General features: G+C 66.5%; 26 protein-coding genes. 20 read left to right on the top strand and 6 right to left on the bottom strand.

What is annotated here, in order from left to right; genetic code table 11:
• The first annotated feature begins 113 nt into the window (after nucleotides 1–113).
• Both IEX71_RS13820 and IEX71_RS13815 read left to right on the top strand, forming a co-directional pair.
• On the top strand, nucleotides 114–1,970 hold the full coding sequence (locus IEX71_RS13820) for a transketolase (RefSeq protein WP_188837620.1): 1,857 nt from the start codon (nucleotides 114–116) through the stop codon (nucleotides 1,968–1,970).
• Between the two features lie 299 nt (nucleotides 1,971–2,269).
• A complete protein-coding gene (locus tag IEX71_RS13815; protein WP_188837619.1) occupies nucleotides 2,270–4,159 on the top strand; it encodes an MFS transporter in 1,890 nt (629 codons plus the stop codon).
• Between the two features lie 63 nt (nucleotides 4,160–4,222).
• Here IEX71_RS13815 and IEX71_RS13810 read toward each other — a convergent pair whose 3' ends face one another.
• Nucleotides 4,223–4,996 carry a GAF and ANTAR domain-containing protein gene (locus tag IEX71_RS13810; RefSeq protein ID WP_188837618.1) on the bottom strand — a complete coding sequence of 258 codons (774 nt, stop codon included), beginning with the start codon at nucleotides 4,994–4,996 and terminating at the stop codon, nucleotides 4,223–4,225.
• 445 nt (nucleotides 4,997–5,441) lie between these two features.
• Between IEX71_RS13810 and IEX71_RS13805 the strand changes: the two genes are divergently transcribed.
• The 3 genes from IEX71_RS13805 to IEX71_RS13795 all read left to right on the top strand — a co-directional run bounded on the left by IEX71_RS13805 (nucleotide 5,442) and on the right by IEX71_RS13795 (nucleotide 6,536).
• On the top strand, nucleotides 5,442–5,633 hold the full coding sequence (locus IEX71_RS13805; protein ID WP_188837617.1) for a hypothetical protein: 192 nt from the start codon (nucleotides 5,442–5,444) through the stop codon (nucleotides 5,631–5,633).
• A 109-nt stretch (nucleotides 5,634–5,742) separates the two neighbouring features.
• Nucleotides 5,743–6,006, top strand: a complete 264-nt coding sequence (locus IEX71_RS13800) for a YtxH domain-containing protein (RefSeq protein ID WP_188837616.1) — start codon at nucleotides 5,743–5,745, stop codon at nucleotides 6,004–6,006.
• Between the two features lie 134 nt (nucleotides 6,007–6,140).
• The gene (locus IEX71_RS13795; RefSeq protein WP_188837615.1) at nucleotides 6,141–6,536 is read left to right on the top strand and encodes a DUF3040 domain-containing protein; all 396 of its coding nucleotides are present in this window, start codon (nucleotides 6,141–6,143) and stop codon (nucleotides 6,534–6,536) included.
• 53 nt (nucleotides 6,537–6,589) lie between these two features.
• On the opposite strand, the gene IEX71_RS13790 is transcribed toward IEX71_RS13795, so the two are convergent.
• The 4 genes from IEX71_RS13790 to IEX71_RS13780 all read right to left on the bottom strand — a co-directional run bounded on the left by IEX71_RS13790 (nucleotide 6,590) and on the right by IEX71_RS13780 (nucleotide 8,738).
• On the bottom strand, nucleotides 6,590–7,324 hold the full coding sequence (locus tag IEX71_RS13790; protein ID WP_188837614.1) for a class F sortase: 735 nt from the start codon (nucleotides 7,322–7,324) through the stop codon (nucleotides 6,590–6,592).
• A 10-nt stretch (nucleotides 7,325–7,334) separates the two neighbouring features.
• Nucleotides 7,335–7,487: a GVDTG sorting domain-containing protein gene (locus IEX71_RS22530; protein WP_229749726.1), complete on the bottom strand. Its 153-nt coding sequence runs from the start codon at nucleotides 7,485–7,487 to the stop codon at nucleotides 7,335–7,337.
• A 53-nt stretch (nucleotides 7,488–7,540) separates the two neighbouring features.
• Entirely contained in the window at nucleotides 7,541–8,179 is a 639-nt protein-coding gene (locus IEX71_RS13785; protein WP_229749725.1) for a hypothetical protein, read from the bottom strand.
• A gap of 160 nt (nucleotides 8,180–8,339) precedes the next feature.
• A complete protein-coding gene (locus IEX71_RS13780) occupies nucleotides 8,340–8,738 on the bottom strand; it encodes a VOC family protein (protein ID WP_229749724.1) in 399 nt (132 codons plus the stop codon).
• A gap of 170 nt (nucleotides 8,739–8,908) precedes the next feature.
• Here IEX71_RS13780 and IEX71_RS13775 point away from each other — a divergent pair, with 170 nt between their 5' ends.
• The 15 genes from IEX71_RS13775 (at nucleotide 8,909) to IEX71_RS13705 (ending at nucleotide 18,125) form a co-directional block, all read left to right on the top strand.
• A complete protein-coding gene (locus IEX71_RS13775; protein ID WP_188837612.1) occupies nucleotides 8,909–9,145 on the top strand; it encodes a hypothetical protein in 237 nt (78 codons plus the stop codon).
• A gap of 509 nt (nucleotides 9,146–9,654) precedes the next feature.
• The gene (locus IEX71_RS13770; RefSeq protein WP_308420986.1) at nucleotides 9,655–10,023 is read left to right on the top strand and encodes an ANTAR domain-containing protein; all 369 of its coding nucleotides are present in this window, start codon (nucleotides 9,655–9,657) and stop codon (nucleotides 10,021–10,023) included.
• A gap of 154 nt (nucleotides 10,024–10,177) precedes the next feature.
• A complete protein-coding gene (locus IEX71_RS13765) occupies nucleotides 10,178–10,912 on the top strand; it encodes a GAF and ANTAR domain-containing protein (protein ID WP_188837610.1) in 735 nt (244 codons plus the stop codon).
• An 88-nt stretch (nucleotides 10,913–11,000) separates the two neighbouring features.
• Nucleotides 11,001–11,762: a GAF and ANTAR domain-containing protein gene (locus IEX71_RS13760; protein ID WP_188837609.1), complete on the top strand. Its 762-nt coding sequence runs from the start codon at nucleotides 11,001–11,003 to the stop codon at nucleotides 11,760–11,762.
• A gap of 461 nt (nucleotides 11,763–12,223) precedes the next feature.
• On the top strand, nucleotides 12,224–13,165 hold the full coding sequence (locus IEX71_RS13755) for a histone protein (protein ID WP_188837608.1): 942 nt from the start codon (nucleotides 12,224–12,226) through the stop codon (nucleotides 13,163–13,165).
• A gap of 6 nt (nucleotides 13,166–13,171) precedes the next feature.
• On the top strand, nucleotides 13,172–14,404 hold the full coding sequence (locus tag IEX71_RS13750) for an SRPBCC family protein (protein ID WP_188837607.1): 1,233 nt from the start codon (nucleotides 13,172–13,174) through the stop codon (nucleotides 14,402–14,404).
• 30 nt (nucleotides 14,405–14,434) lie between these two features.
• A complete protein-coding gene (gene gvpJ / locus IEX71_RS13745; protein WP_188837606.1) occupies nucleotides 14,435–14,869 on the top strand; it encodes a gas vesicle protein GvpJ in 435 nt (144 codons plus the stop codon).
• Complete coding sequence (locus IEX71_RS13740) at nucleotides 14,866–15,651, top strand: GvpL/GvpF family gas vesicle protein (protein WP_188837605.1); 786 nt, start codon at nucleotides 14,866–14,868, stop codon at nucleotides 15,649–15,651. The genes gvpJ (IEX71_RS13745) and IEX71_RS13740 overlap by 4 nt, the downstream gene beginning before the upstream one ends.
• Entirely contained in the window at nucleotides 15,644–15,895 is a 252-nt protein-coding gene (locus tag IEX71_RS13735; RefSeq protein ID WP_229749722.1) for a gas vesicle protein GvpG, read from the top strand. The genes IEX71_RS13740 and IEX71_RS13735 overlap by 8 nt, the downstream gene beginning before the upstream one ends.
• 3 nt (nucleotides 15,896–15,898) lie before the next feature.
• A complete protein-coding gene (gvpO, locus tag IEX71_RS13730) occupies nucleotides 15,899–16,225 on the top strand; it encodes a gas vesicle protein GvpO (protein WP_188837604.1) in 327 nt (108 codons plus the stop codon).
• A 1-nt stretch (nucleotide 16,226) separates the two neighbouring features.
• Nucleotides 16,227–16,598: a gas vesicle protein GvpJ gene (gene gvpJ / locus IEX71_RS13725; RefSeq protein WP_188837603.1), complete on the top strand. Its 372-nt coding sequence runs from the start codon at nucleotides 16,227–16,229 to the stop codon at nucleotides 16,596–16,598.
• On the top strand, nucleotides 16,595–17,347 hold the full coding sequence (locus IEX71_RS13720) for a GvpL/GvpF family gas vesicle protein (RefSeq protein WP_188837602.1): 753 nt from the start codon (nucleotides 16,595–16,597) through the stop codon (nucleotides 17,345–17,347). The genes gvpJ (IEX71_RS13725) and IEX71_RS13720 overlap by 4 nt, the downstream gene beginning before the upstream one ends.
• Before the next feature lie 11 nt (nucleotides 17,348–17,358).
• Complete coding sequence (locus tag IEX71_RS13715) at nucleotides 17,359–17,544, top strand: gas vesicle protein (protein ID WP_229749721.1); 186 nt, start codon at nucleotides 17,359–17,361, stop codon at nucleotides 17,542–17,544.
• Nucleotides 17,541–17,846: a gas vesicle protein K gene (locus IEX71_RS13710; protein ID WP_188837600.1), complete on the top strand. Its 306-nt coding sequence runs from the start codon at nucleotides 17,541–17,543 to the stop codon at nucleotides 17,844–17,846. Before IEX71_RS13715 ends, IEX71_RS13710 begins: the two co-directional genes overlap by 4 nt.
• 57 nt (nucleotides 17,847–17,903) lie before the next feature.
• Entirely contained in the window at nucleotides 17,904–18,125 is a 222-nt protein-coding gene (locus IEX71_RS13705; RefSeq protein WP_188837599.1) for a hypothetical protein, read from the top strand.
• A gap of 67 nt (nucleotides 18,126–18,192) precedes the next feature.
• Here the strand turns inward: IEX71_RS13705 and IEX71_RS13700 are convergent, their stop codons facing one another.
• Entirely contained in the window at nucleotides 18,193–18,741 is a 549-nt protein-coding gene (locus tag IEX71_RS13700) for a DUF2231 domain-containing protein (protein WP_188837598.1), read from the bottom strand.
• Nucleotides 18,742–18,745: the final 4 nt, after the last annotated feature.

Raw genomic sequence — 18,745 nt, 5'->3', positions numbered from 1 at the left:
CCGCCGCATACCCGCAGCAGCAACGACCCAACCCTCCCGAACCTCCCCGGTTTCCACCTTTGCGATGACGGGTAGATGCCGCTCATCCTGCGTCGCTGAGAGGAGCACACTCGATGACAACAACCTCGGACACTCGGCCGGACTTGGATTTCTGCGCTGAGCTGGGCCAACAACTTCGGGTCGACTCGGTGGTGATGAGCGATCGGGCCGGCTCGGGTCACCCCACGTCGTCCATGTCAGCGGCCGACCTGATCGCGGTGCTGATGGCCCGCCACCTGCACTGGGACCTGCAGACACCGGACGACCCACACAACGACCATGTGATCTTCTCCAAGGGCCATGCTTCGCCGCTCTACTACGCGATGCTGCACGCGGCAGGTGTCATCGACGAGCAGGAGCTGCGGACCTACCGCCAGCTGGACAGCAGGCTCGAGGGACACCCGACACCGAGGATGCCCCCGACCGATGTCGCGACGGGGTCACTCGGCCAGGGTCTGCCGATCGGGGTGGGGATCGCCTTGTCCGGCAAGGACCTTGAGCAACTCCCTTACCGCGTCTGGGTTTTGTGCGGTGACTCAGAGATGGCCGAGGGATCGATCTGGGAGGCCTTCGACTACGCCGGCTGGCGCGGGCTGGACAACCTGACCGCCATCATCGACGTCAACCGCCTCGGGCAGACCCGCGAGACCATGCTCGGCCACGACCTGCAGGCGTATGCCGACCGGGCGACCGCCTTCGGCTGGCATCCGATCGTCGTCGACGGCCACGACGTGCGGGCCATCGACGAGGCGTATGACGAGGCGGCAAATGTCTCTGGCAAGCCGACCGTGATCATCGCCCGCACACTCAAGGGCAAGGGGGTCAAAGCCGTCGAGGACCAGCCGGGCAAGCACGGCAAGCCGTTGGACGACGCAGCTTCGGCGGTCCAGGAGCTCGGCGGCCTCCGGGACCTGCAGGTCGACGTACAGCGTCCCGACACCAGCCAGGAGCCGCACCGTTTCTCGAGCACGCACGCAGACCGCCCGTCATACGAGGTCGGCACCGACGGCTCGACGCGCGAGGCGTATGGCGCTGCCCTCGCCTGGCTCGGGGCAACCCGTGAGGACCTCGTCGCCCTGGACGGCGAGGTCTCGAACTCCACGCACGCCGACCAGTTCGCCAAGGCTCAGCCCGAACGGTATTTCGAGATGTTCATCGCCGAGCAGCAGATGGCAGCCGCTGCCGTCGGCCTCGGCACGTGCGGCTGGACGGCCTTCGCCTCGACCTTCGGAGCGTTCTGGGCGCGGGCCTACGACTTCGTCCGCATGGCCGCAGTGTCACGTGCCGACCTACGCCTGTGCGGATCACACGCAGGTGTCGCCATCGGCGCCGACGGTCCTTCGCAGATGGCGTTGGAGGACATGGCGTCACTACGCGCCATCCAGGGCAGCGCCGTGCTGCATCCGTCCGACGCGAACCAGGTCACCTGCTTGATGGAGGACATCGCCGATCGCAGCGGCATCTCCTACCTGCGGGTGCTGCGCGGCAAGACGACGGTGCGCACGGCGCCCGACGAGCGCGTCCATGTCGGCGGTAGCCGGACCGTGCGGCAGAGCGACGATGACAACGTGACGCTGATCAGCTGCGGCGTCACCGTCGACGAGGCGGTGAAGGCCGCGGATCTCCTTGCCGCACAGGGCATAACGGCACGCGTCATCGACTGCTACTCGGTGAAGCCCATCGACGAAGACGCAGTACGCCGCGCTGCTGCCGACACAAAAGCGATCATCACCGTCGAGGACCATCGTGCCGAGGGAGGGCTCGGGGACGCAGTCCTGGAAGCACTGGCGGAGTCCGAAGCACGCCCAGTGGTCCGCAAGCTCGCCGTGGGCATCATGCCGACGTCGGGCACTCCCGAGGAGTTGATGCACGCAGCCGGCATCGACGCCGAAGCGGTCACCGCCGCAGCGCGGAGTCTCTGCGAGGCATGACGTGAGGACCACCGACCACGAGCACCGACCACGAAACTGGAAGTGCGTGGTCGTCGGTCACCGGATCCGGTTCCGCGCGCACGACAACACCATGACGTGGTCCTGCGAATGGTGCGGCGGACACACGGGATCCAAGATCTATGAGTCTGCCGCTGCCGCGAACAGGTACGCACGTGCATTCGACCGTCGGGACGGTCAGGACACCGGCAAGCGCGCGCCGCTTCTCGGGATGTTCCCCTTGCGGCTGTGGCGATTCCTGCGCAATCGAAGGGGCGCCGCAACATGAGGAGGAGGCCGGCATGAGTGTGCAGACAGGCACGATCACCACGAAGGTCCCGGCACGGCTCGACCGGCTGCCGTGGGCGAAGTTCCACTGGCGGGTCGTGATCGGGCTCGGCAGCGTGTGGATCCTCGACGGCCTCGAGGTCACGATGGTCGGGAATGTGGCCGCCCGGATGACCGAGGGCGACAGTGGCATCTCGATCACGTCGGCGCAGATCGGGATGGCCGGCGCCATCTACGTCGTCGGCGCCTGTGTCGGAGCGCTCTTCTTCGGGCAGCTGACCGACCGGTTCGGTCGTAAGAAGCTGTTCATGCTCACCCTGGGTGTCTACATCACCGCCACCGTGCTGAGCGCCTTCGCGTTCGCGCCCTGGTACTTCTTCTTCATGCGGTTCTTCACCGGTTCCGGTATCGGTGGCGAGTATTCGGCGATCAACTCGGCCATCGACGAACTCATCCCGGCCCGAGTCCGCGGCCGGATCGATCTGATCATCAACGGGACCTACTGGGCCGGTGCCGCGGGCGGGGCCGCAGTGGCCATCGTGCTGCTCAACAAGGCAGTGCTGCCGGCCGACCTCGGCTGGCGGCTGGCCTTCGGGCTCGGCGCGGTCCTCGGGCTGCTGGTGCTCCTCGTGCGTCGACACGTGCCGGAGAGCCCCCGCTGGCTGTTCATCCACGGCCGGGAGGACGAGGCCGAACGGATCGTCGGCGGCATCGAACAGGGCGTCGAGGAGGAGACCGGCCAGGAACTGTCCGAGCCGGGCGACAGCATCACCGTCCGGCAACGGCAGGCGATCCCGTTCCGGGAGATCGCCAAGGTCGCTTTCACGCTCTATCCGAAGCGGGCGATCCTCGGCCTCTCGTTGTTCGTCGGCCAGGCGTTCCTCTACAACGGGATCACCTTCGATCTCGGAACCCTCTTGGGCAAGGCGTACAACGTGTCGTCCGACCGGATCCCGATCTTCTTCATCCTGTATGCCGTGGCCAGTTTCCTCGGGCCGGTGCTGCTCGGGCGGCTGTTCGACACGGTCGGCCGGAAGCCGATGATCGCGATCTCCTACCTCGGCTCCGCCGCCGCGGGGCTGATCCTCGCATGGGTCATCGTCGATTCCGCCGGTGGCGTATGGGGATTCGAAGCCATGCTGATGGTGACGTTCTTCCTCGCCTCGTCGGGCGCGAGCGCGGCATACCTGACTGTCAGCGAGATCTTCCCGATGGAGACCCGTGCCCTGGCGATCGCCTTCTTCTATGCCGTCGGCACCGCTGCCGGAGGGATCGCGGGTCCGCTGCTCTTTGGCCGGTTCATCGATTCTGGTGACACCTCGCTGATCGCGCTGGGCTTCATCATCGGAGCCGTGGTGATGGCGGTCGGTGGCGTGATCGAGCTGTTCTTCGGCGTGAATTCGGAGGGCAAGAGCCTGGAGAGCATCGCAACGCCGCTCACCGCCGAAGGAGTGAAGGATGGTGATCCCGCGCGAGATGCCGCGGATGGGAAGGAGCGGGCCCGGGAAGGAAGCCAGCACAGGGACGAGGAATGGCGGGCCCGGGACGAACGCATCAGGGCGATGGAGGAGCGCCGGCGACGCGAACAGACCACCGGGGCGGCTCGTTACCGCCCGGGTCCGGGACGCACTCTCTGGTCTCCTCGGATGTCGGTGTCCGACCCGACGGAACCACCTGACGTGCTTGACGACGAGATCGAGTCCATCGCCCGGGCGTTGGCCGATCGTGGCGCGCTGAATACCTCTGACCTGTTCCAGATGGTGGGCGGGCGTTACTGGGGTCCTGGGCGATTCCGCCGCGCACTGCGCGAGGCGGTGGCTGAAGGACGCGTCGACCGGCTGTCCCGGGCGCTGTACGGACCGCCGGCCGCACCCGGCGAGTCCTCAGGTCACGAGTCGCACTAGACCGAACGCCGCCGGACTCCTGCGTCACTTGCCGTTACCGCACCCAATGGGTGTGCGGCCGGGTCAGACCGCTGGTGGGGACACCTGCCTGAGAGTGCCTGCCCCCGGCGCGAGTTTCCCAGCTGCGAGCGTCTCTTCGATGCCATCGGTGATGGTTCCGGCGGCGACCAGCTGCTCGGCCAGCACCCGGAGCTTGATGTTCTCCTGATTGGAGTAGCGGCGCAGTAGTTCGAACGACTGATCCAGGGTCAGTCCGTATCGCTGCATCAGCATGCCCTGAGCGATTCCGATGGCCTGCCGGGTCCGCAGCGCCGTCTGCATGCCGTCGGTGCGGCGGGTGGCGGTCAGCGCATTGGCGGCGTGCCGGGCAAAGATGCTGGCGATCATCACGTCGGTGTTGTCGAAGGCGTAAGGGTCACGCGCGTAGAGGTTCAGCCCACCGAGGGTGCGCTCCGGGGTGTCCAGGCGCACACTCAAGATGGACCGGAAGCCGAGGTCGGCCGCCGCCGGCGCCCACCGGGGCCAGCGCGTCTCGGACCTCATGTCCTCGATGACGTACATGTCGAATTTCCACACCGCGTCCAGGCAGGGACCTTCCCCGAACTCGTACTGCAGAGCATCGGCCTTCTGAACCAGCGGCGAGGTGCACGCCGGGGTGTCGACGCTGCCGTCGGGGCGGCGGATCGAGACGCCGCACGCGTCGCACGCCGGGACGGTCTCCACCGCGAGCTGGGTGGTCAACGCCAGAGTGGGCTGCTCGCCAGTGGTGTCCAGCAGGTCGTGGCTGATCTGCTCGAACGCTCGAGCGCGACCGAAGTCCTGTCCGTCATGCGACATTGCGACCAACTCGCTTTCATTCGGTTCTCATCGGTCTGCGCAGGCATCGCCGATCGACAGCGATCATCGGCCCGCCCCCGCGTTGCACTTGCCATCCAATCTACGCGTCGAACTGGTCCGGCTCCATGTGCATGGTCAACGGCGATCGGGTCGTCCCGGCCGAGGCGCTGAAAGACCCGGAATCGTCGCGTGACGTTTTCCTTCACCAGCCGGGGGTAGTTACAGCACCTGACGCCGTGCAGACGTCTTGTTCTCGCAGCAGTGTTGCCCCGGACCCTGGCACCGTTCCCTCAGTCCACGCAGCACCAATCCCATTGGGAGACAGCAAAGCGACTGGACGTGGGCACGCCAGACCCGCGAGAGCGGTCGGGCGCGGCTGTCCAAGTACGTGGTCACCGAGGACGTCCCGGTGACCCGCAAGTCGACGAAGAAAGGAACGCACGACATGCAGATCGACAAGAGCCAGATCATCGACGCACTGAAGTCCAAGGGCGACAGCGACAAGGCCGACCAGGCCGACAAGGAGCTACCCGACAAGGTCGACACCGATGAGCACGCCGACAAGTTGGGCAAGCTGGGCATCAACCCCGGCGAATTGCTCGGTGGCGGCGAGCTGGGCGGCAAGCTCGGCCTCTGACCGGATCGTCTCGAAATGGCGGTGGTCGGCCTCGCGCAACCAACGGCCCGGCCGCCACCTCCCCCCACCAGGGCGCAACAGGAACCCGATCAGTCCTCCGGAGAGAACAATGAGCAAGATCATCACGGGCGCCATCGCGGCGGCCGCTTACGTGCTGGGTGCCAAGGCAGGCCGGGAACGGTACGACCAGATTCAGACGAAGGTCCGCGAGCTGTGGAGCGACCCACGAGTCCAGGCCAAGAAGTTCGAGGCGACGCGGCAGGTCAAGGACCGCTCAGGTCAGGTGGCGGGCAAGCTACCCGGCAACCTCGGCGGCTCCACCGGTAAGCACACCCCGGACGCCGCCGATTCGGCCGGTCCGGACGACCTCTGACTGAACGAGCAAGTGCATCGTCCGAGCGAGAACACGAACGACACGAACGAGAGTCCCGCGAGCGCGTCCGGCAAGAACGCCGAGCGGGCGGGGCTTCACGAGACGTGAGAACTGATGGAGCACAGGAGTCCGTCATGGCACTGACCCCGCAGGAGCAGCGCGAGTTCCACCGGCTGATGATCGACCTGTGCCTCGACGACCCGGAATTCATGAGGCAGCTGGTCACCCGTCGCCACGGCTGGACGCGGCGGGTCCGGTTGATCCGCGCGGGAGGGGCGGCGGTCTGCTTCATCGCCCTGATCGCCTTGTCGCTGAGCGGCGCGGTCGGCCTCGCCTGGGCGTTCGTGGCCGCGGCTCTGGCGCTGGCCGGGGTCACCTGTAGCGTCGGCGCCGTGGCGCCGTTCCCGGTCCCCACGCGGGCCCGCTGGTTACGCCTCCGATTGCGCGCCCGCCGCGCGGCCCACCACTATCACCTCGCGATCCTGCAGCATCGCCACAAGGCCACCCACGTGCCGCCGGACGGGCAGTGACGCGCGGGCGCGGCGCAGTCCGGACTTACTTCGGGCCGGACCTTGGCGCTGGGTTAGGCGGGGTGACTCGACGTAAGATGCGCATAGACAACGATGTTGTCCAGGTAGTGGCCGGTGGCGCGGTCGAATTTGCCGATGCAAGAGATAAGACGCAGTCCTGCGTGGTTGATGTTTCCGTAGACGTGGGCGGTCGGGAACGCCGCTTTGGGGTAGTCCTCGAGGCTGTCGACCGTGAAGGTCGCGACGGTGTGGTCGGCCCGGGTGACCTGGACCTTGTTCCCGGGGCGTAGCTCGCCCAGTCGGAAGAAGATGGAACGCCCGTCCTTGGCGGCGTCGGTGTGCCCGACGATCACCGACGGGCCGAGTTGTCCGGGGGTGGGAGATCCGGTGTACCAGCCGGGCGGCACGCCGCCGGTGGCGGGCGGGACGGCGATCGCGCCGTGACTGTCTCTGCCGTACCCGGCCAAGTGGGCGTGCTCGATCCCGATAGCGGGAATGCTCACCGAGACGGGCTTCGACCGGGGCAACACGGGTCCGACGACCGACGGAGTGGACCGGCTGGCCGTAGCCCGACTCGATGGCGCCGAAGATGCCGGCGAGGAGGTGCCCGACGACGGCGCAGGCAGGTCTCCCTCGGCGGCCGGGTGCGCCGCCGACGTGGGCGGCGTGGCAGCGTGCACCTGACCGCGGACGCCGATGACCACCAACACCACCGCTGCGATGACGAGCATCCCGGCCGCCACTGCCGCCCAGCGTCGACCGTGGTGACCGGGTGTGTCGGCATTCATGCCGGGATCGTCAGCAGGATGTTCCGTGCTGCTTGCCGTAGCGGCGACGGACCGTCAGCACCGCTCCCGCACCGAGCAGCAGGGCGCCGGCCCCGTAGAACAGACCCAGGTCTTGGGTGCCCGAGGTGCTGCCACCACCGGTCTGCACTCCCCCTGTCGGCATGCTGGTCATCTGAGATGGGGCCAGCTTGCCGCACAGTGCAGGGGCAGTACCGATCAGGGCGAGCTTCTTGCTCGCCCCGGCAGCGTCGCACCCAGCTCGTTCGGAGTGGACAGCGACGCCTTCGGCGCGGTGGCCGGGTTCAGCCCGCGCACGACGATCACTGCCTTGTTGTTCTTGATCGCCGACATGGTGTCCGCGTTCAAGGTGAACGTGCGCTTGTAGGTGAAGCTGCCACCACCGGGAGCGACCGTCACATCGGTAGCGGTCTTGGCGCTGGTGTCACCCTTGAGCGACAAGGTCGTGCCGATCTTGCCGTAGGCCGGCTGCCCCTCCACGGTGCTGATGACGCCGTCACCGTTCTTGTCGTCCGAGGAGGTCGGGCAACTGTCCTGGCCGTTGATGTGGACGTGCTGCACGTGCGGGAACGGCTTACCCGCGAACGCCGCCGGGATCCCGAGCGAGGACAACGTCTTCTTGTCCGTCGGCAGTTTCGGCGCGAGACCGGACACGGTCTCGCTGACCGTCGCCTGGTCACCGTTGATCGTGAGCATCAGATTCCCCGACGCCGCGCCGGACGGAGTATTCATCGGCACCGGTGCCAACTTCGCCTGATAGCTGTCGTTTCCGGCGGCGTGGGCGGGCGGTGCTCCCGCACCCATTCCGAGCGCGGCCACACACGCGGCAACCGGCACGGCCGATACCATGAGCTTCGCCTTCGTCTGCATAACCTGTGCCTCTTTCTCCCCTCAGGGCCGACGCGGCGGTCGCTCCACCGGGTCATCTGCCGAGGCGCCAGCTGGCAACCCCGCAGGCTCCTACCCGTGGTTTTGCCGGGAGAAACCTGGGCGCTGCTCAGCTCAACGGTGCGGTCAGCTCGATGTTGATGTTGTCCGGGTCCTGAAAGGACAGGATCGACAAGCCCGCATCCGGCAGATCGCGGACCTGCCCGTGCTCGATGCCGGCGCCGTCCAGCGCATCCGCCGCCGTTTGCAGGTCGGTTCGGGACTCCACCAAGAAGCTGACATGATCCAGACCGGTGCGGCCGGGGTCAAAGCCATCGGCTCCGACCGGGCGCAACCCGAACAGGGTTCCCTGCGGGGTCTGATAGATCGTGCCGCCATAGAACTTCTCCTGGGAGGTCCTCACCCCCGGCTCGTCGACCTGGTCGGAAGCGTCGATGGCCACCGGCCACCCGAACACCTGGTCGTAGAACGCCTTCGACCGGCCGATGTCGGTCACCGTCAGCCGCACATGAGCAAATCCTGTACTGGATATCAATGCCATGAGCTTGCTCTACCCACGGATGGGCGCTACGAATCTCGCGACATCAGACCGGGTCACTGGCGCTACCGGAGGCAGGAAGCCCTCGATGTCGTTCAGGCCGGGGTGTGATGCGCCGGTCACTGGGTAAGAGGTAGGACATGACTGCCAGGACTGCGATCACACCGGGGCAGCGCCGCGCCCGGGTGTGTCGCTCGGTGCTGTTCGTCGGCTCCGGCGCACCCCCGGCAGCCCGGCCCAATTCACCCGGCAGCTCCAGCATATGGCGAACCCGCGCCTCAGCGATCCGGGAAGGGGGCGCCGCGCCTTATCTGATGATGATGCTGGTCTTCCTGGTCACGGTCCTGGTTGCGGCCTTCCGTCAGATCGGGCGCTGAGTCTCACGGGTCTGGTCGGCGGGAGGATCATGAGTGCGCTGATGTGTGCGCGGCTCGGCCTGTCCCGGCGACACCGGTCCCGTTTCGCGACAACGGGTACGACGCTGAATGCATCTAGCAGCAAAGGATTTCAATCATGAACTTCCCCGCGGAGAACATTCGAGACTGGCGCCTGAGACCCATGACTTCGAGAACGCGGTCCAAGGCACCCAGGTCACCGACACCTGGACTGACGGACGGACGAGGTGGCCGGACCGGGCCGGATAACCCGACCCCTGGCGCAGTCGGCAGGCCCGAGGAACACGAGAAGCGCGCGATTGGGTCGGACCAGTCGGCATCTGGGCGCCGACTGAGATGATCGCGCACGATTGCCTGTGACATCGTCGTCGGCTGCAAGATGGTCAACGACGGCAGCGTCGACGAGGTGCCAGGAACGCTATGCTGGACTGATTGGTCACCCCGGACCCCGGTGGCTCCACTGTGTTGATCCCCAGTAGGAGGTACCCCGTCTGACGCCTCATTCCAATGTCGTCCCGTTCCCGACCGATGACGATGGGGCCACGGCGGCGGACACGACAGCACTGCAAGCGCAGATCTGTGACCTGCAGCGTGCCTTGCTCAGCCTGCCGGTGATAGAGCAAGCCAAGGGTGTCGTGATGCGGCAGTTCAGAGTTGACGCCGAGACGGCGTTCGCCGTGCTCGACCGTGTCTCACAAGACACCAACATCAAGGTCCGCGAGGTCGCCGCGCTGGTGTGCGAGGTGAGCTGCGGCCACCAGCGGCCGGACCCGGGCGCAGATCCCGTCCTTGCACACGTGCTGGACCAACTCGCCCCCGCCCCACCCACGTCGGAAGCCGCCGCAGATCGCAGCCGATGATTGCTGGCCGGGCGTGCCTGCACCATCGCGCCGCACCCGGCCGCGTAGAGTCGAGCGCAGTGGTGCCCGGGCGGCAGGCCCCCGATTCCACGGCCGATGATCGGCGGATGGGAGAGGTCATGGACACCCGCGTTGCCGGACAGGTGCCACCGCGATGGGTGACCTGAGCCGGCTTCGTGCCGCTCTCGCCGCGGCGCTGCGAGCCGATGTTGGCGGCCCGACGACGGCGACCACTGTCGCCGAGGTGGCTTCGCGCGCGTTGCCTGGAGACGGCGCCGCTGTCACGCTGATGACTCCCGACGCGCAACGGCATACCTTGGCCGCCACCGACGAGGTGATCACGGCCGTCGAGCAGGCGCAACACATCGTCGGGGACGGCCCCAGCCTGGACGCGTTCACAGCTGCTCGACCGGTACTGGTCCCGGACCTGAGTGACGCGGCGTGGCAGGCGGCGTGGCCGGGGTTGACCGACCGACTGGCCGGCGAGCCGGTCGCGGCCCTGTTCGCCTTTCCGATGCGACTCGGCGTGACCGTGATCGGGATGGTGTTGTGCTACCGGCGAGACACCGGCGAGCTGGACCGTGAAGAGCTGGCATTCGCCTTAGGAGCCGCGGACGTTCTCGCGGCTGCACTTACCCAGGTCGGCGAGGACAACACCCTGTTGGACGGCCAGGACGGCGCATGGCTCGGCGACGGTGTCCCCGGCAGCCACGCGGTCCACCAGGCCACCGGCATGTCCATGGTCCAGCTCGGCGGTGTCACCTCTGCGGTAGCGTTCGCTCGCCTTCGCGCGCACGCCTTCGCGCACGGCCGCACCCTGGAGGACGTGTCCGCCGACATCGTCGCGCGCCGTCTCGTCCTGCAAGCCGACGACCCGGACCCACCGTGACAGACGACTCCATGAGCAAAAGGTCACGACAGGACGCACATCTAGACTCGAAGACGAACCTGCACCGGTGGGATGCACAGGAGACGCCATGACTACACCAGATCGCGAAAAGCAGCTCGTGCGGGCGTTCGTGGGGCTGTCCGACACCCTCGTCAGCGACTACGACATCACCGACCTGCTCCAGGACCTCGTCGAGCACTGCGCGGAGTTGCTGCGCGCCGACGCGGCCGGCATCCTCCTGGTCGACCCCCGCGGCGGGCTGCGGGTGATGGCCTCCACGAGTGAACACACGCGATTGCTGGAGCTCTTCCAGCAACAGGCCAACGAGGGACCCTGCGTCGACTGCGTCAGCTCCGGGGAGCCGGTGTCGGTCCCCGACCTGACAGAACGCGCCGAGCAGTGGCCACGCTTCGTGCCGGCAGCCGCGGAACAGGACTTCCGCGCCGTGGACGCCGTCCCGATGCGACTTCGCGACGAAATCATCGGCGCAATGAACCTTTTCCGCACTCGCACCGGAGCCATGCCCGACGCCGACCTGGGCGTCGCGCGGGCACTGGCGGACGTGGCAACGATCGGCATCCTGTCCGAGCGGGCGATCCACCACCGCAGTGTCCTGGTCACCCAACTCGAAGGAGCGCTCAGCAGCCGCCTCATCGTCGAGCAGGCCAAGGGCATCCTATCCGCCTCGGGCGCGACCGACATGGACCACGCATTCCGCTCATTGCGTGCCTACGCCCGTCGCACTCAGAGCCGCTTGTCCCAGGTTGCCGCCCAGCTCGCCGACGGCACCCTGACCGCCGCACAGGTCCTCAGTGCCGGAGACGTGCCGGCCACCGACAGAAGTCGGTAGAACGCCTCGGAGCCGAGAGCTCCCCGTTGCCCGGGCAGTGCTGAACACCGTTGTCGGCCTTCTCGCCCGCTGACCCCTGAGCTACGCCGCTCGCCGTCCGTCATACACGTCGGGGTGGTTGACGGCCGAAGAGGCCTGTGAACCAGCGAAGGCGTCTCCAGCGCGCCCGTGGAGGTTTACATCCTTGCGGTGAATCGTCAGTCGTACCAATCGATTATTGGATCTCGCGACCTCTCCCGAGACACCACGTCCCTCCGGGCGATCTCCACACCCCGCGACCGGCCGGTCGACGCGGCCAGGCTCGCCTTCAGCTGAAGACAGTGCGTTCGACGGGACGTGTAGTTGCGGACGCGGCTGGGTATGGAAGGTCCAGAGCTGTGTGCGGCGGAACGGACAACCGTCGTTCGGAAAACACCATTGACACCGCGTGGGTGCGATGAATGACAAGGATCGAGGAGACGATGAGCGCAAAGACCAAGATCGCCGTCGGCGTGGCCAGCGGATATCTGCTCGGCAAAACCGGAAAGCTCAAACTGGCCATCGCCCTCGGAAGCATGCTGGCCGGCCAGCGGATCGCCACCAACCCGCAGGCGCTGCTCAAGCAGGGCTCGAAGCTGGTGGAGAACAATCCTGAGCTCAAGCAGCTCCAGGGACAGATCACCGGCAGGTTGGTGGAGGCCGCGAAGGCAGCCGCGTTGGCGACCGCAACCACGCAGCTCGAACACGTCACGCAGTCCCTGCGCGACTCCGGTCGAGACGTCGTGGAAGGCGAGGTCGTCAACGGGTCGGAGGACGAGGACTCCGATGAGGAGGACCAAGGCACGGACGAGTATGACGACGAGTACGAGGACGAGCCGTCCGACGAGGCCGAAGACGAGGACGAGGACGAGCCGTCCGACGAGGCCGAAGACGAGGACGAGTACGAGCCGTCCGACGAGGCCGAACCTGAGGACGAGGACGAGGACGAGCCGTCCGACGAGGCCGAACCTGACGACGAACCAGAGGACGAGGCCGAGCCGTCCGACGACGACGAACCAGAGGGCGAGGACGAGCCCGAGGACGAGCCGGCGCCGCGCCCGAAGAAGAAGTCTGCCGCGGCCAAGTCGCGCCCAGCCAAGAAGTCGGGATCTGGAAAGTCCGCGGCGAAGTCGACTCCCGCCAAGAAATCAGGATCCGGAAGGTCTGCGGCCAAGGCGACCCCCGCCAAGAAGACAGCGTCCGCAAGGTCCGCGGCGAAGGCGACCCCCGCCAAGAAGACAGCAGCCAAGAAGGCCCCCGCGAAGAAGTCGCCGGCCAAGAAGTCAGCAGCCAAGAAGGCCCCCGCGAAGAAGTCGGCCTCCTCGCGGCGGACGACCAAGAAGTCCAGTTCGTCGCGCTCGCGCAGCGCCGGATCGAAGAGGTGATGAACGATGCCCGAGCCGATGGAAAAGTTGAAGGACGTCTCACAGGACCTGCTCAAAGCACTCGGCGAGAAGGCCATGGGTGCGGTGTCCGGCAAGGTCGGAGGGCTCACTGACAAGTTCGAGGCCATTGCCGGTGGCGGACCGATCGGGAAGGCCGCCGCAAAGGCCGGCGAGTCGGCCGCAGAGGGCAAGTCGCCGGCCGGCGGAGCAGTGAAGGGCGCACTCTCCGGGATCAAGGACAAGGTCACCGGGGGCGGTAAGGGCGGCGGAGGCTCTGCGAAAGGCCCGAAAGCCACCAAGATCATCGAGCAGATAGACGTCGGCGTGCCCGTCTCGGTCGCCTACAACCAGTGGACCGAGTTCGGGGAGTTCCCGAGCTTCATGCGGAAGGTCGAGAACGTTGAGGCCAAGGAGGACACGAAGCTCGGGTTCAAGGCACAGATCTTCTGGTCCCACCGTAGTTGGGAGGCGACAGTCCTGGAACAGATCCCAGACAAGCGGATCGTATGGCGTTCCAAGGGTGACAAGGGACACGTCGACGGCGGGGTCACGTTTCATGAACTCGACTCCGACCTGACTCGCATTCTGGTGGTCCTGGAATACCACCCCCAAGGGCTCATGGAGCACACCGGAAACATCTGGCGCGCCCAGGGCCGACGCGTGCGAGCCGAGCTCAGACAGTTCCAACGCCACGTGATGACCAAGACGATCCTCGCACCCGATGACGTCGAGGGATGGCGGGGTGTCATCGAAGACAGTGAGGTCGTCAAGGACCACGACGAGGTCGTCGAAGAAGAGGAACAGGAGTCCCAGGACGAGCCCGAAGACGACGAGGAGCCCGAAGACGACGAGGAGCCCGAAGACGACGACGAGCCCGAAGACGACGACGAACCCGAAGACGACGACGAACCCGAAGACGACGACGAACCCGAAGACGACGACGAACCCGAAGACGACGACGAACCCGAAGACGACGACGAACCCGAAGACGACGACGAACCCGAAGACGAGGACGAACCCGAAGACGACGAACCCGAAGAGGACGACGAACCCGAAGAGGACGACGAACCCGAAGACGAGGACGAACCCGAAGACGAGGACGAACCCGAAGACGAGGACGAACCCGAAGAGGACGACGAACCCGAAGACGAGGACGAACCCGAAGAGGACGACGAACCCGAAGACGAGGACGAACCCGAGGAGCAGCCGAAGCGCCGCAGCCGTCGCGGTCGTCGGTAATCAGCCGTAACGTCGAGAAGGAGACATCCCATGAGTGTGCAAAGCGTGCAGAACCGCGGAGGTGGCTATCTCGAGCGCCCCGCCCCCAGCAGTTTGGCCGATGTCGTCGCGATCATCCTGGACAAGGGAGTCGTCATCGACGCCTATGTCCGGGTGTCGTTGGTCGGCATCGAACTGCTCACCATCGACGCGCGGATCGTCATCGCCAGCGTCGACACCTATCTCCGTTTCGCAGAGGCGACCAACCGGCTCGACTTGGTGAAGCACGGTGGAGGCAAACCTCTCGACGAGTTCATCGAGAGCATGACCGAGAGCGGCGCAGGCGGGAAGACCAAGGGTGCAGTGGAAGGCGTCAAGAGCGCCCTCACCGGCGGCGGCGACAAGGACGACGACAAGGACGACGACGAGGGCTCGCGACGCCGCCCCCGCAAGACGTCCTCACGGCACCGGTCCGAGCAGAAATGACCGCGCGAACGTTCAAGTCCGAGGAGAGCGTTGCCGAGGACGTGACCGAGACCGGCTGCAACGTCTATGGCATCGTGCCGGCCGGGCCTGGCCGGGTGCCCGAAGACCTCAACGGCATCGACGACATGCCGGTCCGCGTGGTGCCCCATGACGAGATTGCGGCGGTGATCACCGACATCCGCCTCGACCGGCCTCCGGGGCGACGAGCCGAGCTGGTCGCCTACAGCCGGGTGCTCGACACCCTGGCGTCATCCGGCGCCGTGGTGCCGGTGCGGTTCGGGTCGGTCGTTCGTGACGAGGAGGCAGTCGTGACCGACCTGCTCCTTCCCCAGCAGGCATGGTTCTCACGGCTACTCGCGGAGCTGGACGGTCGCGCACAGTTCAACCTCAGCGTCCGTTACGTCCAGGAAGCTGCGCTGACCGAGGTGGTCGATGCCGATCCGACCATCGCCCGGTTGCGAGAGCGAACACGGGGTACCCCGAGCAACGCCGCGCTCGCGGACCGAGTCCGGCTCGGCGAGTTGGTGTCACAAGCGATGCAGGACAAGAGAACCGCCGACGCCGACGTGCTTGCGGAAGCGGTCCTGCCCTACGCCGCGGCACACCGCATCCGGCTCGGGTCCGATGTGGACCAGCTCGCAGACTTCATCCTGCTCATCGACAACGACCGACGCGACGACTTCGAGCAGCGGCTCGAGTCCCTCGCCGAGTCGATGCATGGCCGGATGCGACTGAGTCTCGTCGGTCCTCTGGCGCCATACGAGTTCGTGGGTGGTGACTGAAGTGGGACTGGTCTCCGGACTGCTCGGACTGCCACTCGCACCGCTGCGCGTGACGATCTGGGCCGCCGAACAGGTCCGGCAGCAGGCGGAATCGGAGTTCTACGACCCCGAGAGCATCCGGGCACAGCTGCATGAGGTGGACCGGCAACGGGACGAAGGCGAACTCACCGAGGACCAGGCAATCGCCTGGGAGGACGAACTCGTCGAACGCCTGCTGTCCGCTCCCACCCAACCGAAGGAGTGACTGATGGCTACCGAGAAGACGACCAGCAACAAGAAGCGGTCTTCGGCTCCCAAGGCCGCGGCGCCGAAGCGGGTGTCCGCGTCCGAGGCGGCGTCATCGGCGGCGCGCCAACTGCTCCAGCTGATCGACCGGGACTACGAGGGCATCACCGGGATCGAGCGCAGGTCCGGAGACGACGAGGACGGCTGGACCGTGCAGGTCGACGTGCTCGAGATGATGCGCGTGCCGGACACCACCGACCTGCTGGCCACCTACGAGGTGGACACCGACAGCGACGGTGAGCTGCTCGCCTACCGCCGTGTGCGTCGCTACATCCGCGGCGAGGAGTGACATGGCTGAGCCAACGAACACTCCTGTGTCGCGGCCCTATTCGGCCGCGGTCGGTGAGTCCTCGCGGCCGCAGCCCGCCAATCTCGCCGACATCCTCGAGCGAGTGCTCGACAAGGGCATCATCATTGCCGGCGACATCCGGGTGAACCTGCTGGACATCGAGTTGCTCACGATCAAGATCAGGCTGCTGATCGTGTCGGTCGACAAGGCTCAGGAGATGGGCATCGACTGGTGGCGCAACGACCCGATGCTCACGACCAGCGAACGCGGCCTGGCCGAGGAAAATCGCGAGCTGCGTGAGCGCATCAAAACCCTCGAGGCCGGAGACTCCCCGACCGCGGCATCGGGAGGCACCGGGAAGGGGAGCTCGTGAGTGAGTCGGGCCGTTACCTGTATGCCGTCACCCGAGGCCTCGAGCCGCAGCAACTGGCCGGGACGCCCGGCCTCGACGGTGGGCACTTGGACGTGGTCGAGCACCTCGACCTCTGCGCAGTGGTCAGCGACGTCGCCCTCGACGAATACGGCGAGGAGGGCCTGCGCCGGAACCTCGAGCACCTCGACTGGCTCGAACGGGTGGCCCGGACCCATGACTCGGTCGTGCATGCAGTTGCCTCTGTCGGCCCGACGGCACCACTACGTCTGGCAACCGTCTACCTGGATGACGAGGGTGTTCGTCGCGGACTCGCCGAGCGGTGCGCCGAACTGGACCGAGTGCTCGGTCAGGTCGCGGGCCGGCTCGAGTGGAGCGTCAAGGTCCTGGCACCCGCCACACCGGTTGTCAGCACAGCCGAACGAGGGATGAGCGGCGCGGAGTACCTACGCCGCAAGAAGGCGAGCGCCGAGGACAAGGAGATCAACGACGCCCTGCTGATGGACCTGGCCGACAAGGTCTACGAGGCGCTGGCGGACGGAACCGTCGCCAGTCGTCGGCTCCAGCCCCAGGACCAGCGCCTGACCGGACTCGCGGGCACGATGCTGCTCAACGCCGCCTACCTCGTCCAGGACGACGACGGTCCTGCGTTTCAGTCGCACGTGAAGTCACTGCAGGCCGAGCATCACGAGGTCAGCATCGAGTGCCAGGGGCCGTGGCCGCCATACTCCTTCGCGGTCTTGGAGCAGTGATGGAGCAAACCGTGACGCAACCTCAGGCCGACCGGCCGAGCCAGATCGCCCTCGTCGACCTGCTCGACCGACTGCTCGGCACCGGGGTTGTGCTGGCCGGGGACATCGTCATCTCGTTGTCGGGCGTCGACCTGGTGCAGATCCGGTTGCAGGCGCTGATCAGCACGATCCGCTCCGACATGGTGGAGCCGCGATGAGCGCCACGAGAGGAGACGAACCGTGCAACGTTCCGCGCCGGCTGGAGACACATCCGGAGACGGTGGAGCGGGATCTGTTCAAGCTCGTGCTGACCATCATCGAGCTCGTGCGGCAGCTGATGGAGAAACAGGCCCTGCGGCGCGTCGACGAGGGAGATCTCACCGACGAGCAGGTCGAGGGGCTCGGCACCGGACTCATGCACCTCGAGGAGGCGATGGATGACCTCAAGGCGAGGTACGACCTCACGACCGCAGACCTCAACATCGACCTGGGGCCGCTCGGCACCCTGCTCTCCGAGTGATCGGTGACAAGCGAGCGGTCGACACGAAGCAACATCAGCAAATCAGGAGGTTTACCCATGGCCAGCAGCGCACCGGACACCCGGTCGAAGTTGTTGAACACCCTGCTCAGCAAGATCGAGGACGACCCCTATCCGTCGGGGACCTACATGGATCTCGCCGAGGAGCTCCTCACGCCCGACGATCTGCCGAGGTACGTGGAGGTGCTGTTCGCCAAGGTCGACGGCGAGCGGTTCCCCAGTGTGACGATGCTGCGCAGGCTGCAGAACCTCGTGTCGTGACACGTGGACCGATCCACCTTCGACATCGGCGGCAATCCACCATCCCCTGCCAGTGGTGGGTCTTGCGTCATACACCTGGGAAAGCGGGGTTCACACTCGACATCTTGCGCACGGACGCCAGGTGACCGCCGAAGTAGCCGCCCGCGCCGACGCAGGCCAGGCCGGCCAGACCTGTCGCGACGCCCCGGCCATGCCGGCCGCGCCGCCGGGCGCGGTATGACGCGAGATACAACGCAATGCCGGTCGTGTTCGCCAGGATGTGTACGACACCGATCCGCAGCTGTCGCCGGTCGGCGTTCGCCAGCTCGGCGAGGCCGGTCACTGCGGTCGGCCACGCACAGAGAAGGCCCGCACCGATCAGTTTTCGCGCGGCTGGGGCCGCGTGCCGCCCCGCGAAGACGTCCAACACGCCGGCGGAGATCCACATGCCCAGCGGCGCCATGGTCATCACCGGGTGCACCGCGTGCCCCAGCCACTTACCTTGCAGCAGGTCGCGCCGTGAGGGCGACTGCACCAGTACTTGGCTGATCTTGGCCACGTTGTCCGCGAGCTGATCGAGCGAGTCGTCGCCTTCAAGCTGAGTTGTCAGTCGTACCAAGGGGTTTGCTGAGCTCATGAGT

Origin of the sequence: Flexivirga endophytica (genome assembly GCF_014640635.1) — a bacterium.
GTDB lineage: Bacteria > Actinomycetota > Actinomycetes > Actinomycetales > Dermatophilaceae > Flexivirga > Flexivirga endophytica.
Note: the sequence above shows the minus strand (reverse complement) of the source record. Positions and strands in the feature narration are given on the sequence as shown.

Excerpts from the sequence above, each read along its gene's own strand:
- IEX71_RS13800 (WP_188837616.1), top strand. The coding sequence starts at position 5,743 with ATGAGCAAGATCATCACGGGCGCCATCGCGGCGGCCGCTTACGTGCTG.
- IEX71_RS13795 (WP_188837615.1), top strand. The coding sequence starts at position 6,141 with ATGGCACTGACCCCGCAGGAGCAGCGCGAGTTCCACCGGCTGATGATC.
- IEX71_RS13760 (WP_188837609.1), top strand. The coding sequence starts at position 11,001 with ATGACTACACCAGATCGCGAAAAGCAGCTCGTGCGGGCGTTCGTGGGG.
- IEX71_RS13700 (WP_188837598.1), bottom strand. The coding sequence starts at position 18,741 with ATGAGCTCAGCAAACCCCTTGGTACGACTGACAACTCAGCTTGAAGGC.
- IEX71_RS13750 (WP_188837607.1), top strand. The coding sequence starts at position 13,172 with ATGCCCGAGCCGATGGAAAAGTTGAAGGACGTCTCACAGGACCTGCTC.
- IEX71_RS13820 (WP_188837620.1), top strand. The coding sequence starts at position 114 with ATGACAACAACCTCGGACACTCGGCCGGACTTGGATTTCTGCGCTGAG.
- gvpJ (WP_188837603.1), top strand. The coding sequence starts at position 16,227 with ATGGCTGAGCCAACGAACACTCCTGTGTCGCGGCCCTATTCGGCCGCG.
- IEX71_RS13810 (WP_188837618.1), bottom strand. The coding sequence starts at position 4,996 with ATGTCGCATGACGGACAGGACTTCGGTCGCGCTCGAGCGTTCGAGCAG.
- IEX71_RS13710 (WP_188837600.1), top strand. The coding sequence starts at position 17,541 with ATGAGCGCCACGAGAGGAGACGAACCGTGCAACGTTCCGCGCCGGCTG.
- IEX71_RS13815 (WP_188837619.1), top strand. The coding sequence starts at position 2,270 with ATGAGTGTGCAGACAGGCACGATCACCACGAAGGTCCCGGCACGGCTC.
- IEX71_RS13790 (WP_188837614.1), bottom strand. The coding sequence starts at position 7,324 with ATGAATGCCGACACACCCGGTCACCACGGTCGACGCTGGGCGGCAGTG.
- IEX71_RS22530 (WP_229749726.1), bottom strand. The coding sequence starts at position 7,487 with ATGCCGACAGGGGGAGTGCAGACCGGTGGTGGCAGCACCTCGGGCACC.
- gvpJ (WP_188837606.1), top strand. The coding sequence starts at position 14,435 with ATGAGTGTGCAAAGCGTGCAGAACCGCGGAGGTGGCTATCTCGAGCGC.
- IEX71_RS13775 (WP_188837612.1), top strand. The coding sequence starts at position 8,909 with ATGACTGCCAGGACTGCGATCACACCGGGGCAGCGCCGCGCCCGGGTG.
- IEX71_RS13705 (WP_188837599.1), top strand. The coding sequence starts at position 17,904 with ATGGCCAGCAGCGCACCGGACACCCGGTCGAAGTTGTTGAACACCCTG.
- IEX71_RS13755 (WP_188837608.1), top strand. The coding sequence starts at position 12,224 with ATGAGCGCAAAGACCAAGATCGCCGTCGGCGTGGCCAGCGGATATCTG.
- IEX71_RS13805 (WP_188837617.1), top strand. The coding sequence starts at position 5,442 with ATGCAGATCGACAAGAGCCAGATCATCGACGCACTGAAGTCCAAGGGC.
- IEX71_RS13765 (WP_188837610.1), top strand. The coding sequence starts at position 10,178 with ATGGGTGACCTGAGCCGGCTTCGTGCCGCTCTCGCCGCGGCGCTGCGA.
- IEX71_RS13740 (WP_188837605.1), top strand. The coding sequence starts at position 14,866 with ATGACCGCGCGAACGTTCAAGTCCGAGGAGAGCGTTGCCGAGGACGTG.
- gvpO (WP_188837604.1), top strand. The coding sequence starts at position 15,899 with ATGGCTACCGAGAAGACGACCAGCAACAAGAAGCGGTCTTCGGCTCCC.